This window comes from Agriterribacter sp. (assembly GCF_035497235.1).
Taxonomy (GTDB): Bacteria; Bacteroidota; Bacteroidia; order Chitinophagales; family Chitinophagaceae; genus Agriterribacter.
The window spans coordinates 161,767-177,209 of record NZ_DATJEB010000037.1 but is presented as its reverse complement, the minus strand read 5'-3'; the positions used below and the strand labels follow the sequence as shown (position 1 = coordinate 177,209).

Genomic DNA, 15,443 nt, shown 5'->3' with positions numbered 1-15,443 from the left:
TTAATAATTACTTTTAAAAATAGTAGGTGCTATATTAAGTGACATCCAACCCCATTGCTGGAAGTTTTTTGCATCCTGCGTGTTTTTCAAATATTTCAGTGTTGATGTAGGCAGGTAAAATGAATAGCCACCGGACAGATTAGTAAATGTATTTAATTTAAACGCACAGGAAATATCTATTTCCTGCCCCATGTTTTTTGGGTATTGCTTTCCGGCTTCCACAATTCCGGCGGGTGAATAAAACTGATGTAATACAACACTAACAGTGCTGCTATACCCCGGTTTGTATTGCAGCTTTATATAATTATCTGATAAACCAACATTTTTATGAAAACTGCCCGCATAAAAGTAATCCATGTTACCATAAAATTTATGCCCGGTATGAAAATATGGAATAAACGCACGATTTTTAGTTTGACTTTGTCCGGGATTATTACCGCTAACCCAATCCGTTCCGGCGCCGGCATACCATTTTTTTGTAAAATGATAACCAGCAAAAGCAGCTAATAAAAAGGCTTGCGTTCGATTACCTGAAATGTTTCTTCCTGCTTGAAAATAAGCCGAAACATTACCTGTAAGGCTTGTGCCGTTGAGGAAATAATTTGCCCCGACAGTTTGCGAATAATAAGTTTTAGCATCATCATATGCAGTGTCTGCCTGTTGTAGTCCTAAGTTAGTTGCAAGAAAACTCAGCGTAGATTTTTTATCCACCGAAAATCCTGCCCAAATGGTTTGCATTAATTTATAGGAAAATGCATCATTCGTTGAGTACAGATTGCCCGAAGGGTTATTGATATTATTTCCATAGATCGCTTTATAGTTTTGGTTATAGGCCAGGAATCCTTTCAGCACTAATCGGTTTTTATCATACTGCAGGGTTAATGCATCGTGTGCTCTTCCTCCCTGCGCCCAATCCAACTCACCAAAAAATCTTTCATCATCTAATGAAATGACCTGCCGCCCCAGTTTAAGACTCCATTGATCAGATAACCTTAACCTTGCCCATGTTTCAAAGAGCGCAAGGCGGTTACCACTGTTTTCCGTTCCCTGAACGGTATTTGCCTGTCCCCATACACTTACACTTTGAGGGGTTAACCTCAATGCTACAATGTTTTTATAGATGTAATCAATGGTTAAGCGGGTGCGCTGGCTTATTAATACAGCAGGATTTTCGTTACTGCTTAGTGGCTTGAATGCACCATTCCGTACTTCGAGCCGGGGTTGAAACTGCGCCCGTACCGTTAAGTGATTCTCCGAGGTATCGGTGGTTTGTGCATTTAAAAGACCAGGTAAAATGAAAAACAAAGAAATGTATACAAAAGCAAAAATTAATCTCAAATGACTGGTTGTGTTCATTGTGTTGCGTATGCTATTTGGAGATGTAAAGGGAGTATAATAACCATAAATAGCTCACGACATCGCTCAATACTAAATATGAGTTTAGTCATTCTGTATCTTAATTTTTGTCTGTTAACGGGCGCAGGGGGTGGTATGTAGAGAGTGGTAAGGGGTAAGTTGTAAGTTGGTACAAGGTAGGAAACAAGACGCCCATGCAACCTGAGACCTGCAACCTGCAACCCTCACACAATATTCACCTCTCTTTCCAGCAATATGCCAAATTTTTTATGAACGCTGTGTAAAACATCCCCGCTTAAGTTGTATATCTCTTTCCCCGTAGCTTTACCATAGTTCACCAGCACTAAGGACTGGTTAACATGTACCCCGGCATCTCCGCGGCGAAACCCTTTCCAGCCACATTGCTCAATAAGCCACCCGGCTGCCAGTTTTATAAAACCCTGGTCGTCACTTCCCGATACGGCATATTGCCTGGCGGGATAGTGTGGGATAGCAGGATACGTTTTCTGCAAAACTTCAAATTGTTTTTGAGGAATTTCAGGATTCTTAAAAAAACTGCCTGCATTGCCAATTACTGCCGGATCGGGTAGTTTGGAAGAACGGATATTGATCACAGCCTGTGCAATAGCCTGAATGCTCAGCTCCCCTACCTGCATTTTTTCCAACTCCTCCCGGATAGCACCATAGGAAGTATGAAATACGGGGTGTTTGCGAAGCCGGAAAGTTACATTCAATATAATGAACTGATCTTTGTACTGCTTTTTGAATACACTTTCCCGGTAACCAAAGGCACAATCGCCTGCCGTAAAATTATGCACCTTTTTGTCGTGCAGATGATACGCACTTAAGCTGTTAAATACTTCCTGCAATTCTACCCCATAAGCGCCAATATTCTGCATAGGCGCCGCACCAACACTGCCCGGTATCAGCGACAGGTTTTCGAGTCCGGCCCAGTTGCGCTGTATGCAATACTGTACAAAGCGATGCCAGTTTTCACCAGCACCCGCCCGCACATACACATACGTATCATCTTCCTTTATTTCATCAATACCCACGATCTCGTTTTTCAATACGATTCCATCCACATTTTTGGTAAAAAGAATATTGCTGCCCCCCCCAAGTATCACTCTTTTTACCTTCGGATTTTTTTCCATCCACGCTGCCAGTGTGTCAATACCGGCAAAAGCAGAAAAATAACGGGCGCGCACATCTATTCCAAAAGTGTTATATTGCCTGAGCGAAATATTTTCCCTGATCTGCATATTGTATCTGTTCACTGCAAAATACAAAAATCATGCAAGTAAAAACAGCGGTACTGCTCGGTGCAACAGGATTAACCGGTAATCATTTATTACACCTGTTATTAGCGGATGATTATTTCACCACAGTGAGGGTGCTGGTAAGAAAGCCATTCGCTTTTATGCATCCCAGGCTCGAAGTGCGCGTTACCGATTTTGATGATCACGATAATTTCCATAATGCCCTGGGAAAGGGGGATGTTATTTTTTGCTGCACAGGCACCACCATGAAAAAAGTAAAAGGAGATAAAGCGCTGTATCGCCGCATTGATTTTGACATACCCGTGCATGCCGCACAATGGGGCATAGATAACGGGTTTTCTCAATACTTAGTGGTATCCGCTATTGGCGCCAATGCAAAATCCTCCAATTTTTACCTGCATCTTAAAGGAAGCATGGAGGCGGCCATTCATGCCCTCCCCTACAGATCACTTCATATATTCCACCCTTCGCTTTTGCTGGGCAGCCGCGAAGAAAAAAGAAAAGGAGAAAAGTTAGCCCAGTCCATTATGCCTGCGCTGTCTTTTTTACTGGCGGGGTCTTTAAAAAAATACCGGGCCATTGAAGCCCCGGATGTAGCCAAAGCCATGCTTGCCGCGGCCAAATCCGGCAAAACAGGCATTAACGTGTATGAGTATGCGCAAATGAAAATGCTTCTAAAGCAATAACCGCTTTCTAAAAAAAACATAAACCCATTTTATTGATATGACAAAAAAAATCCGCTGGGGCATACTGGGCGCCGGGCGCATCGCACAAAAATTCGCTTCTGATCTTACATTTGTTAAAGATGCGGATCTGTTCGCCATTGCCTCCCGCGGCAAAGCCAATGCTGAATTATTTTCCGGCTTATACCCTGCCGCGTTGCAGTACAACAGTTACGAGGCGCTGGTACAAAACCCGGATGTAGATGTTATATACATTGCCACGCCACACGGGCTGCATCATGAGCACGCCCTGCTTTGCATAGAACATGGTAAAGCGGTATTGTGCGAGAAAGCATTTGCGCTGAATACCCGCCAGGCAAAAGAAATGATAGCGGCAGCCAAAACACAGCAGGTATTTTTAATGGAGGCACTATGGTCGAAATTCACTCCCCCCTGGAAAAAGATGATGGAAATGATCCGGAACGGGCAATTGGGCGAAATAAAAAATGTGCTGGTTAATTTTGGCTTTATACCACAGGCGCCAGTTGCCGACCGGCTCTATAACCCTGCGCTGGGTGGCGGCACCTTGCTGGATATTGGCATATATAATGTTTTTTACGCCCTGTCGGCTTTAGGAAAACCAGATCATATTGAAGCGCATATGACGCCTGCATCTACCGGTGCAGATGAGCAGTGCGCTGTTTTATTGCGTTACAACAATGGCGCTATGGCACAGCTTTTTTCTTCTTATTCCACCCATCTTGCCACGGAAGCCGATATCAGCGGCAATAAGGGCAGGATACGCCTTACCCATCGCTTTTATACACCCGGTACTACTATTGAATTTTATCCCGGGAGGGCAGACAGCAAAACGATTGTTCCCGTGCAGCATACCGATGGACTCGGTTACCATTACGAAGCAAGGCATGTAGGTGAATGCTTACGTAAAGGCCTAACCGAAAGTCCGGTAATGACCCATGCCGATACCCTGTTGCTGATGGAAACCATGGATGAAATACGCAGGAAAGCAGGGATCAGGTACCCTGCTGATGAAATATAGCGGGGATTTTCAACCTTCGGAAGGTTGGAAACCCTGTTGGGTACTAAGGCAATGGCTTCACCATTATATCTTTGTAATACACCACACTCTTTGGGTCATGCGCCTGCAAAGCAAACGTACCGCTTGATATGAGGCGGCCGGGATGACCTTTGGAGGCAACGGCGCCTTCGGGTTCAGTCCAGTCAATAATCGTTTGTCCGTTGATTTTAGTAACCACATGTTTACCTTTTACAAGAATAGAAAGTTCAAACCACACATTATCCTTTACAAAGGTGGCCGCGGTATCGTGAATATCATACAACCCCGCGGTTCTTTTCCAGTCTGTGTGAGAATTGTTTACCTGTACTTCAAACCCATCATCCGGAAATCCTTTCTGCTGGAATTTAGTATGAAAATAAACACCGGAATTAGAGTTTGGCGTGGTCATCACCTGCATTTTGACCTCAAAATTTTTAAAGTTATGATTGTTCACCGGCCCGTCATAATACAGGTGAGAGCGTTTACCCGCAACCTTTATGGCTCCGTTTTCAATACTGAACGAAGGCCCTTCGCTTTCTTTCCAGCCATCCATTGATTTACCATCAAAGAGGCTGATCCATTGTTTGCCATTGCTACCCCTGCTACTGTCTTTTATTTTACTCTGGCTGCTGCAGGCGGTGAGTAATACGATTGCTGTAAGAAAGAAAATATTTTTTTTCACGATCAAATTTTAAAATGAAGGTAATTAAGAGACCGCAAAAACGCTTTTGCGGTCTCTTAATTATGATATTAAAAATCCAGCGTCCATCCCTGGCGGTAGTCACGTTTTACAAGACGATTTACTTCTTCCAGGTTGGTAACCCGCATTTTTTTATAATCCCACAGCAATTTCATATTGGCGCCCGGGTAATCATTACCCCTTCCGTTAGCCCTTGGCTTAGGCGTATCGGCTGCCCTAATGGCAAGGTTTGCCATTAATATGGCTTCCGTAAGTGGTCCGGCTTTTTTGAAAGGGGAGCTCAGATCCATATTACCATAACCGGCAATACAGCCCTCTACCCATTGCGCATAGTGACCATCGGCCCCGTCCTTAACACGCGGTTGTGTTTGCGGAACCTTTACTTCATTGTTTCTTGAAAGTGGCAGTAACCGGGGATTGGCTGCATATTCACTTGCCATCATTTTGCCTTTGGTGCCTATAAACAAAATACCGCTGTTGCCATCGCCAAATACTTCGTCAGCGCCTAATTCTTCCGGGCGCTCCGGTTTAATACCACCATCCATCCAATGCATAATTACCTGACCCTGGGTTTTATCTGTTTTAGGGAAGGTAAGTGTAGCATGACTGGATGGAGGAAAACTTTCCGGAAAATGACCTCTTTGGCCAAAGGCGGTAAATACGCTCGTTACGGAAGCCTGAACATCGAGCGCATATTGTATCCCTAAAATTCTGAAAGGAGCTTCCATCAGGTGGCAACCGAGGTCGCCGAGGGCGCCGGTACCATAATCTGCCCAGCCACGCCAGCTACCCGGCACCAGTCCATCTACATAATCTTTCTGCGGCGCCGTACCCTGCCACAGATCCCAGTCAAGCCCCTGCGGAACAGGTGGCCTTTGCGATGGCCATGGAATACCCTGCGGCCATATGGGACGGTTAGTAAAAATATACACCGAATGTACATCGCCTATAATACCCGCATCATACCACTCCTGCATCTGACGTACACCATCACCCGAAGATCCCTGGTTGCCCATCTGGGTTACCACCTTAAATTTATCGGCGGCTTCAGTAAGCATCCGTGCCTCGTAGATATCATGCGTAAGCGGTTTTTGCACATATACATGTTTTTTCCTGCGCATAGCTGCCATCGCCACCACAGCATGGGTATGATCGGGGGTAGAAACAGACACAGCATCGAACGACTTGCTTTCCTTGTTCATCAAATCTCTCCAGTCTTTGTAATACTTGGCTTTAGGATATTTCTTACGTGATTCTTCTGACATACGATCGTCAACATCGCATAAAAAGCCTATTTCGGCTTTTCCGCTTTTGTAGAAATTAGCAATATCAGAACGCCCTTTTCCACCGGCGCCTACGGCGGCTATTATCAATTTATCGCTTGGTGCAACGAAGCCTTTACCCAAAACATTTCGGGGTACGATCATGAAACCGGCAGCGCCCAAAGCTGTATTTTTAATAAAGCTCCTGCGGGATTTGTTTTCTTTTTTTAACATACATACAATTTTTTAAACGATCAAATTATTACATTATTCATTATGTTGCAAGGCAGAGATTGCAGAAACGCTAATCTACTCAATCCGGCTGATTGTATTTGCTGATTATTTCATAAAACTCCTCACCTGTTGTCAAGGCTGATTATTCAATAACAGTACGGTGATCATATATGTTGCCGATCCTGTACTCGAATTCAATAGAATTGCCCGGGGTTATTTTAGTTAAATTAATCATGCCATACAAAACATCTGAAGCAGAACCGCCATTTATCAGCTTAAACACATATACTCCCGTTCCACTGGAAGGATCAATAGACGAAACAGGCGTTCCTGCAAGAAATTCATTTTTAGCATTATTAACACTGTTAAGATTATAGGTTTCAATAGTGGAGCTAACAAAGGAAATGTTTTTACCTCCCGTTGCCCAACTGCTTCCCTGATTTACAGACAGCGGGCCGGATCCGATGGTGAGTACAGCCTTGGCATCGTTAGCCGCCACTACCGTTCCATTTAAAAGGTTAAAGCCGTCTTTCCCGGAAGCAATAGTAAGCTTGCCCGCCTTTTTAATGAAAAAATAGGGATTGCTTGCCACAACCTGTTTTACAATTTCATCGGTATACCCAGACTGGCTGGTAGAAAAGGAATAGAACATGGTGTCTTTACCCACGGCAAAATCATCGCCTGATATGGGTATGGCATCGCCGGGAGAATAAGTACCCAACGTTTGCCAGGGTTCGTTCGTTCCGTTCTTCCTTTTTGCCAGCACATCTCCGGAATATGCGCCGGAAGCAGGAGTTACCGTTACCGTAAAATTCGCGGTACCCGCTCCCCTGATAACATCCACATCATCGCTGTTATACTGGGGGTTAGATACAGATGTAGCTTCTTTAAGGTTAACCCTGAATGTGGCAGCATCTGTTTTACCTGCAAATGTAACAGTAACATAATCCCCTACATTTACCAGTTTAGCTTCATTTCGGGTATAGTTTACCGTAGCTTTCAGGTCGCTGCCAAGCGTCACCTCTTTTTGTGTTCCTGCCATAGGAAGCAGTTGAGCCGAACCGCCACCCGGGGGAGTTTGCAGTTGAAGCAATTCCACTTTCATTACATCGCCTTCTTTGGCATTGGGGAGATAGGAGGTAACTGTAAAATGATCATCAAGGGTGGTAATGCCGTCAGAAGTTGTTTTAGCAACACCTGTGATCACAACATTGCCATTTTCATCTGTGGGAATTTCATAATAAGGCTGTTTGGTGCAGCTCCACATAAAACCGGCCAATGTTATTATGATTATATTTTTTATGTATGTCTTCATTTTATCGTAATTATAGATAACACAATATTTTTACTGACCAGCCTGCTTGGGCAGGTATCCAAAGTTTTGCATGCACTGTGCATTATTAATAATTTCAGTACCAGAAACAGGCGCCAGCAAATTCATGGGACCAAATTCGAAGCTGAAATCCACAGGACGGTGCCCGAAGAATGATTCAATACCTGCAAACTGGCCTTCACCGTCTACGAGGCACATACGGGTACGGCGCTGATCCCAGAGCATTTTATTCTCAAACACCAGCTCATAAGCACGTTCACTCATAATAGTAAGCAGGTTCACGTCTACCGCCCTGTACGCCGGCAATTCAGCCCTAGCTCTTACTTCGTTGATACCTTTTATAATATCATTGTCGGCTACTCCTTCACCCAACTGTCTCAATGTCCAGTTCACCTCTGTAAGCATTAACAAGATATCTGCATAACGATAAAAGGTCCAGTTTAAGCCCGATTGCCCGGTTTTTTTAATGGCATCAGTATCATAGAATTTATAGAGGTAAGGCATATTGAATTTTTCTGCCGGTCCCTGGGTAGGGTCGTACTTGGTAGACCTGGTATCGGAAAAATAAAACATCTGCCGGTCCCGGATGCGTTTGTCTGCCGGGTCGTAGGAGTTGAAATAATTGATGCTCGGAATAAAAGTTCCGTATTCATCACCAAACATAGACACGTGGCTAAGACCCGGAAGCGCGGCAGGCACAATACTGTTATTGGTAACCCCGCTTTGATATTGAGCCTGGAAAACGGCCTCACCACTATTATTCTTAGCGGGGTTATGAAGATCATCGTAAGTACCCAGGGTATAAGCACCATACAATACATTGAGATTTTGCTGCGCTTTTTTCAGGAAATCTTTTGCAGAAGCCGAATTTACAGGATAGGCACTTGCCGACCAGGCACCTTCTTCGCACCACTTCTTGTCCGGACTGGTTGCAATTTCCTGGTAAGGATAGCCGGCGCAGGTCAGGTATACATCCGCCAGTATAGCACGGCTCACATGTTTGGTAACCCTTCCGTTAGCGGAGCGGCTATCGGGCAATGGGCTGTTAACTGCAAACTCAAGATCAGGAATAATCACTTCATCATAAATCTGCTTAAGTGATGTACGTGGTAATTGTACGCTATCCAAAGTGTTAACAATGGTTGTAGTCAGCGGCACATCCCCGAAATAACGAACCAGGCAATAGTAATACCATGCCCTGAGCGTTTTTACTTCGGCTAATCCTTTTTGAATTTCCTGGTCAGACATTTCTGTAATGCCGGGCAGTTTGGCAATTGAAAAATTACAGTCTCTTACCCCCTGGTACCAGTTGTTCCACTGGTTATTAAAATCTCCGAGCATATCACCCGATATCTGGTTGGTTTGGAACTTCCAGAATTGCACATGCGTATCAGACGTATAGGCCTTACCGGTAGGATACTCTAATGTAGCAGGCAGGTAATTTCCCCAGTCATCGGCGCCGCCTGTCCATAACGGTAAGGAACGGTAGGGTCCAATAATTAATGCTGCACCTTCCTGCGCTGAGGTAAAATCAGTCTGATCCGTCATGTTGCCGGTGGGCACTTCTTCCAGGAATTTTTTACAACTGCCTGCCAGGATCACAATGAAAGCAAGTATGACCTGGTATTTCAAAAACGGAATGATTCTTTTATTTGAATACATGATAATTCACTTTAAAATTTAGAAACTAACATTCACACCAAAACTGTATATGGCAGGATTGGGGTATTGGTATTTATCAATATTGGGCGTCCGGGAATCTTTCTTATCAATAGAACTTCCTTCCGGATCATATCCTTCAACATCTGTGATCAGGAAGAAATTGTTTGCTGATAAATAAGCTCTTATTTTTTGCAGCTTCCAGGCTGTTACCGGGAAGGTATACCCAATGGTAGCCCCCGCTCCTCTTACAAAAGACGCGTCACTGATCATATGTGTATCAGGATACGATTGATAATAAGCACCACCGTTACCCGGACGCATCTGCGCGATCATGGCATTTTGCGCGGTAGGTCTCCAGGCCTGCAAAGTGCTGTTCAATCCTCCCGATACCAATTGCCTGTCTTCTGCCGACTCATGCACAAAAGCCTTATTAACCCCAAGCACGATCTGTATATTCAGGCTACCATCAAACCGCCTGTAATTTAGGTAATTGTTGAAACCGGCTAAAACCCTGGGAAACGCTCTTCCGATAATGCCCCCATCCGAAAAAAGGTCAATTTTAGCATCGTTGTTCCTGTCTAAAAACTTCAGGTCGCCGGGAAGCATGCCATAACGTGCAGCCAGAGAGGCTTCTTCGGTACTGTACGTACCCAGCCTGGTGAGCCCGAAAAACGAACCGATAGGCGCTCCCACCTGCAGAATGTTTGTACCATTGCCGGCGCCGGTTTGTACATAAATAGGCGCACCGGTAGGACCTAAAGCTACAATCTCGTTGTGGTTAAGACTTACAGAAAGATCGGCATTCCACCTCAGGTCTTTACCATCAAGGATCGCTCCGTTTATACCAAATTCCCATCCTTTGTTCTCTACAGAGCCATAGTTCATCTTCGCCGTACCTGTAGTAGTAGATCGAGGCAACGGCACATCAAGCAACATATCTTTAGTTGTTTTGTAATAATAATCTACAGTGAGGTTAAGCCTGTTATTAAACAATCCAATTTCTAAGCCGCCATCATACTGTGTGGTAGACTCCCATCTCAGATCGGGGTTACCCATAGCACTTGGATATATACCCGTTTGTGAGGAGCCACCTAACACTACACCGGCTACGCCAACATAAGTTTGCGATACATAGCTGCCTATTTCCTGGTTACCGGTTTTACCTACGCTTCCTCTTAATTTCAGTTCGCTGATGGCTTCAACATCTTTCATAAAGTTCTCCTGCGACACCCTCCAGGCTACACCGGCGGAAGGGAAGAAACCATACTTGCTGTTGGGCCCGAATTTGGATGACCCATCTATACGGCCGGTAGCCGTGAGCATATATTTGTTGTTGTAAACATAATTTACCCTTGCAAAATAAGAGTTGAGTGCGCTTTTGCCATCGCTGCTCGATGGTACAGGCCGGGTTTGGGCGCCCGCACCTATATTGTGCCATTCATAAAAATTGGAGAAAAATACCGAGTTGGATGTATTCAGGTTTTCCCAGTTATATTGTGTCCATGCTAATCCCAGCATGGCGTTTACCTTGTGCACATCTGCAATCCTTTTATCATAGTTGAAGTAATACTGGTTTTGCCAGTAAAAAGTATTTTCCGTGTTGATATTTGCGCTGCCATTTCCTCCATACAACTTACCGCTGTAGTAGTTATATTTATACGCATTATAGTCAATGGAGAAATCTGTTTTAAGACTTAAATCAGGAGTGATCTTTGCATCAAGGGCAATGCTTGCCGTAGTTTGATCCCGGTTTGTAGCGCCCCCTATCTGTGACCTTCTGAATACGATATTATACCATTGCTCACCCACATTAAAATCAGAGTTGGTTCCCCAGCGGCCGGCATATATACCTACTGCAGGATCATTTGGATATTGTACGGGAAGGATACCCCACACCTCCGCGGTTGACCTGGTGATACCATCATCATTGGTTTCCTGGCTGCGGTTATAGCTGATATTGGTACTCATATCAAGCCACTTGGTGATCTTTATATCGCCGGTAACTCTACCGCTATATCTTTTAAAGTACGATTCCTGCATTAAACCCCTCTGATCGGAATAACCGAGAGACATGGAGAATTTAGCATTCTCTCCACCGCCTCTTAAATCTATATGATGGCTGTTGGATGTGGCGGGTTTAAAAGCTTTCTCTTCCCAGTTGGTATTGTAGATAGGCTTATAGTAATTGCCATCCTTGCCAACCAGGTCTAAAATATATCCTCCTTTGTCAACTTTTTCAAACAGCCAGGGCATTTCCGAGTAAGACTGGGATGAAGCATAAGGTCCGCGAAAGTCTTTAGCGCGGTTAATGGTGCCATATTTATCGCCATTGGCCATTGCCTGTTCGTATACATACATTAACTGATCAGCATCCAGCGTATATAAATGCCGCTGCAGCACACTGCGCGAAACATAACCGTTATAATCTACCTGCGTTTTTCCGCTCACGCCTCTTTTAGTGGTAATCATAATTACGCCGTTAGCGCCGCGTGCTCCATAAATAGCTGTTGCAGATGCGTCTTTCAATACATCCATTGATACAATATCTTCAGGATTTAAAGTAGACAACGCGTTCTTAACCCCAATAATACCATCAACCACGAATAACGGATCACTGCTGGTGTTGATAGAGTTCGTTCCACGGATCCTTATCATGGGGTCGCCACCGGGCTTACCACCAGCCTGCTGCACAACCTGCACGCCGGCAATTTTACCCTGTAATCCCTGTCCCACATTGAATACAGGCTTGTCATTTAATTTCTTACCATTTATTTGCGCAACCGAACCTACAAGATCACTCTTCTTTTGAGTACCATATCCTACCACTACTATATCACTCAAATCGGCGGCATTTTCCTCCAGTGTAATATTGATGTCGTTTTTCCCATCTGTTTGAACGGACTGCGGCAAAAACCCAACACTTGATATATCAAGGGTTACTTTCCTGTCTGTATTAATGTTGATAAAGAACATTCCGTCTTTATCGGTAACTGTACCATTTTTTGTACCGGCAACTACTACCGATACGCCCTGAACAGGTTCACCCTGTTTATTCACCACCCGGCCCTTTATTACAACCGGCGGGGGAACGGCCATTTTAAGCTCGGTATCTTCAGGCGCCACAGCCGTATGTTTAGCCGTCTGAATCACGATCGTTTTATTGACGATCGAATAAGTAAGCCTGGAATCTTTGAGGCAGGCTGATAAAGCTTCCGCTACACTGGCGTTTTTGATGTGAACACTGACCGGCCCTGTGCTTTGTACGAGGTCCTTATCATAAAAAAATAAGTAACCCGTTTGTTGTTCAATAGCCTTAAAGACCTCCGCGAGGGGAATTTTTTCCCGGCTTATACTGGTCCCTTGTGCATACCCATGCGCATTGACCTGCAATGAGCAAAAGGTTAAAATAGCAAGTGTTAGTTTCATAATCAATGGTTTGATCATTAAGAATTTGGCATAGGGTTTATCCCTATACTTTTTGGTTGAAGTCATATGTAAATGATTGAGTGAAAAAAAACCTTCAGGAAAACGCAAAGCATTTCCAGGGCAACGGGCGTTGCAAATCACAGCTATTTTACCGTGGAACATTCAGACAACAATAGCAATAATACAGGGCAAATGGCAAACAGCAATTCTTTTCTACATGCTTTGGTTTGGTAAATTCGGACTTTAAAATGTTGGGGTTTATAGGTTAAAAAATAAATCTTTCCGATTTCCAGAACTAACTTGGGTGGAATATCATCATTCTGCTACTTACTCACTTAGGCTATCGCTAACCGGGTACTATTGCACAATAATGGTCTTCCCGTTAACCTTGAAACCGATATCACTTAATCGTAAAATTTCCAGCACTTCTGAAAGCTCCGCACTCCTCCTGATCTTACCCACAAAATGCCTGGCGGGCACATTCCCCGCATATACAATTTCCACATCGTACCAGCGGCTTATTTGCCGCATAATAGTGGCAACATCCACATCATCAAAATGAAAGAGTCCATTCTTCCATGCTACCGCTTTTTCAGTATCTGCATGGGCAACTACTTTTAGCGAACCCTCTCCGGCTATCCGGGCCTGTTGCCCCGGTCTGAGTGCAACATGTTGCCCGCCTTCACTTACGTTCACCGCACCTTCTATAAGCGTAGTATTCATTGCAACTTCATTATTATAGGCATTTACGTTGAAATGCGTACCTAATACATGTACTTTTGCCTGTTTTCCCAACGGTAAATTAACGACCACATCAAAAGGCATTTTTACTTTACCATTTTGAGATACAACAGACTTAATTTCAAAATAGGCTTCCCCGGTCAGTTCCACCTCCCGCAGGCGCTTATCAAACACCACAGGGAATTTTAGTGAAGACTCCGCATTCAGCCACACTTTACTTCCATCCGGCAACACTAACTGGAATTGGCCTCCCCTTGGCGTAGATAAGATATTAAACGCCCCGGCAGAAGATATCCCGGAACCAGCGCTGCCCGCATTACATTGCAGCACACTACCCTCCTTTTTTATCGTATAATCTCCCTGTTGTAACGCGCCATCCGGCATTTCATTCAGATATACTACGCTACCATCAGCCAGTGTTAATAACGCCTTATCTTCACCGGGATGGATGACGTCCTCTACCGTGGCAATGCGCATCTGTTTTTCCTTATGCCCGCCGGTTGAAACAGTATAAACTATGGTGGTTACAATGGCTATGATTACGGCGGCAGCAGCCACCCTACCCCATGTGCCTGACGCGAATCGCTTTACTTTAGCTGCAATCGTTTTTCGTTTATCAGCACCAACAATCTGCTGCAAAATAAACACGGCGGTATCAGCCGGCATTTTCAGATCGGGTTCGGTTCTTTCCATCACCTTATCCATTGCCAGCTTAACCATTCTTTCATTATCAGGCAGCTCCAGTAATTCCATTAGCTCCTGCTCTTCAACCTTATTGCACCGGCGGTTGATATAGCGCTCAAACAAATATTCCAGCCTGGATTCGTACATAACATTGTATATATTGGCAATAACGCGCAACGCGTCTTATAATAAGAGCATAAAATGGCTTTGTTGGGGGGGAAGAAATATAAAAAAATCAGCTTTGTGGAAATACAGAAGAAAAAAAAGCGAGGATCAGCAGGTAAATATCCAGGTAAGGCAGGCAGTGACTGCGTAGGCTTTTCATTGCCTCTGCGAGATGATATTTTATTGTTTCGGGGTGAATATGGAGCAGCCGTGCGGCTTCTTCACGCTTTAGCCCCATTTCTTTCACCCAATAGTATACTTTTTTCTGCTGGCGTGGTAAACGGTCAATTGCCCGTTGTAATACCAAACTACACTCTTTATCAAGCACTTTGTTCTCCGCATCATTCTGCACCGATGGGTACATTGCATTATGCTCAATATTTTTTTTATATTTCCTGGCATTGCTTTTTAATACCCGGTATAAGTAATTCCTGGCAACAATAAAAAGGTAGGCTCTGAAATCCTGTATGTCTGTGAGATGTTCTTTCTTAAGCCATATCCTGAGAAATACTTCCTGTACAGTTTCTTCCGCAATAATAACAGAACCGGTAAATTTTACAGCAACAGCATAGATATGGTTTGCGTAATGGTTAAACAACTTTGTATATGCAGCTTCATCCCCATCTGCAATCAAAGCCAATAGTTCTTTCTCATTATATAAATTACCGGTACACAAAGCGCAATTAGTTGAGGTGCATAACTAAATTAAGTATTTTTAATAAATAGCAGCGATATGTTTTTTGAATAGTCCCGGTCCCTTCTTTAAGCCGGGTTTTGAAATAGCGGTAAGTTGCCTTACTGGTCATTCTGTATGTGAACAGAGAAATAATTATTACCCGCATACCTGAAGCGGTCATTTT

12 protein-coding genes are annotated in these 15,443 nt (G+C 44.1%); 3 read left to right on the top strand and 9 right to left on the bottom strand.

Annotated elements, in window-relative coordinates; genetic code table 11:
- Nucleotides 1-1,356: an alginate export family protein gene (locus tag VL121_RS12590; protein ID WP_325405783.1), complete on the bottom strand. Its 1,356-nt coding sequence runs from the start codon at nucleotides 1,354-1,356 to the stop codon at nucleotides 1-3.
- A gap of 224 nt (nucleotides 1,357-1,580) precedes the next feature.
- Nucleotides 1,581-2,618 (bottom strand): UDP-N-acetylmuramate dehydrogenase, encoded by a 1,038-nt coding sequence (gene murB, locus VL121_RS12585; RefSeq protein ID WP_325405781.1) that lies wholly within the window; start codon nucleotides 2,616-2,618, stop codon nucleotides 1,581-1,583.
- 32 nt (nucleotides 2,619-2,650) lie between these two features.
- On the opposite strand from murB, the gene VL121_RS12580 reads away from it, so the two are divergent.
- Complete coding sequence (locus tag VL121_RS12580; RefSeq protein ID WP_325405779.1) at nucleotides 2,651-3,322, top strand: NAD(P)H-binding protein; 672 nt, start codon at nucleotides 2,651-2,653, stop codon at nucleotides 3,320-3,322.
- Nucleotides 3,323-3,359: 37 nt separating this feature from the next.
- Nucleotides 3,360-4,358 (top strand): Gfo/Idh/MocA family protein, encoded by a 999-nt coding sequence (locus VL121_RS12575; RefSeq protein WP_325405777.1) that lies wholly within the window; start codon nucleotides 3,360-3,362, stop codon nucleotides 4,356-4,358.
- Nucleotides 4,359-4,401: 43 nt separating this feature from the next.
- Here the strand turns inward: VL121_RS12575 and VL121_RS12570 are convergent, their stop codons facing one another.
- From VL121_RS12570 to VL121_RS12550, 5 genes are all read right to left on the bottom strand, one after another.
- The gene (locus tag VL121_RS12570; RefSeq protein WP_325405775.1) at nucleotides 4,402-5,058 is read right to left on the bottom strand and encodes a 3-keto-alpha-glucoside-1,2-lyase-like domain-containing protein; all 657 of its coding nucleotides are present in this window, start codon (nucleotides 5,056-5,058) and stop codon (nucleotides 4,402-4,404) included.
- Between the two features lie 68 nt (nucleotides 5,059-5,126).
- Complete coding sequence (locus VL121_RS12565; RefSeq protein ID WP_325405774.1) at nucleotides 5,127-6,572, bottom strand: Gfo/Idh/MocA family protein; 1,446 nt, start codon at nucleotides 6,570-6,572, stop codon at nucleotides 5,127-5,129.
- A 142-nt stretch (nucleotides 6,573-6,714) separates the two neighbouring features.
- Nucleotides 6,715-7,887 (bottom strand): hypothetical protein, encoded by a 1,173-nt coding sequence (locus VL121_RS12560; RefSeq protein WP_325405773.1) that lies wholly within the window; start codon nucleotides 7,885-7,887, stop codon nucleotides 6,715-6,717.
- A 30-nt stretch (nucleotides 7,888-7,917) separates the two neighbouring features.
- Nucleotides 7,918-9,567, bottom strand: coding sequence for a RagB/SusD family nutrient uptake outer membrane protein (locus VL121_RS12555; protein ID WP_325405771.1), 1,650 nt, complete (start codon nucleotides 9,565-9,567; stop codon nucleotides 7,918-7,920).
- Nucleotides 9,568-9,585: 18 nt separating this feature from the next.
- Nucleotides 9,586-13,059, bottom strand: a complete 3,474-nt coding sequence (locus VL121_RS12550; protein WP_325405769.1) for a TonB-dependent receptor — start codon at nucleotides 13,057-13,059, stop codon at nucleotides 9,586-9,588.
- A gap of 10 nt (nucleotides 13,060-13,069) precedes the next feature.
- Between VL121_RS12550 and VL121_RS12545 the strand changes: the two genes are divergently transcribed.
- A complete protein-coding gene (locus VL121_RS12545) occupies nucleotides 13,070-13,240 on the top strand; it encodes a hypothetical protein (RefSeq protein ID WP_325405767.1) in 171 nt (56 codons plus the stop codon).
- Nucleotides 13,241-13,350: 110 nt separating this feature from the next.
- Here VL121_RS12545 and VL121_RS12540 read toward each other — a convergent pair whose 3' ends face one another.
- On the bottom strand, nucleotides 13,351-14,565 hold the full coding sequence (locus tag VL121_RS12540; RefSeq protein WP_325405765.1) for a FecR family protein: 1,215 nt from the start codon (nucleotides 14,563-14,565) through the stop codon (nucleotides 13,351-13,353).
- A gap of 88 nt (nucleotides 14,566-14,653) precedes the next feature.
- On the bottom strand, nucleotides 14,654-15,259 hold the full coding sequence (locus VL121_RS12535; RefSeq protein ID WP_325405763.1) for an RNA polymerase sigma factor: 606 nt from the start codon (nucleotides 15,257-15,259) through the stop codon (nucleotides 14,654-14,656).
- Between the last annotated feature and the right edge of the window lie 184 nt (nucleotides 15,260-15,443).

Excerpts from the sequence above, each read along its gene's own strand:
- VL121_RS12590 (WP_325405783.1), bottom strand. The coding sequence starts at position 1,356 with ATGAACACAACCAGTCATTTGAGATTAATTTTTGCTTTTGTATACATT.
- VL121_RS12565 (WP_325405774.1), bottom strand. The coding sequence starts at position 6,572 with ATGTTAAAAAAAGAAAACAAATCCCGCAGGAGCTTTATTAAAAATACA.
- VL121_RS12540 (WP_325405765.1), bottom strand. The coding sequence starts at position 14,565 with ATGTACGAATCCAGGCTGGAATATTTGTTTGAGCGCTATATCAACCGC.
- VL121_RS12555 (WP_325405771.1), bottom strand. The coding sequence starts at position 9,567 with ATGTATTCAAATAAAAGAATCATTCCGTTTTTGAAATACCAGGTCATA.
- VL121_RS12575 (WP_325405777.1), top strand. The coding sequence starts at position 3,360 with ATGACAAAAAAAATCCGCTGGGGCATACTGGGCGCCGGGCGCATCGCA.
- VL121_RS12560 (WP_325405773.1), bottom strand. The coding sequence starts at position 7,887 with ATGAAGACATACATAAAAAATATAATCATAATAACATTGGCCGGTTTT.
- murB (WP_325405781.1), bottom strand. The coding sequence starts at position 2,618 with ATGCAGATCAGGGAAAATATTTCGCTCAGGCAATATAACACTTTTGGA.
- VL121_RS12550 (WP_325405769.1), bottom strand. The coding sequence starts at position 13,059 with ATGACTTCAACCAAAAAGTATAGGGATAAACCCTATGCCAAATTCTTA.
- VL121_RS12580 (WP_325405779.1), top strand. The coding sequence starts at position 2,651 with ATGCAAGTAAAAACAGCGGTACTGCTCGGTGCAACAGGATTAACCGGT.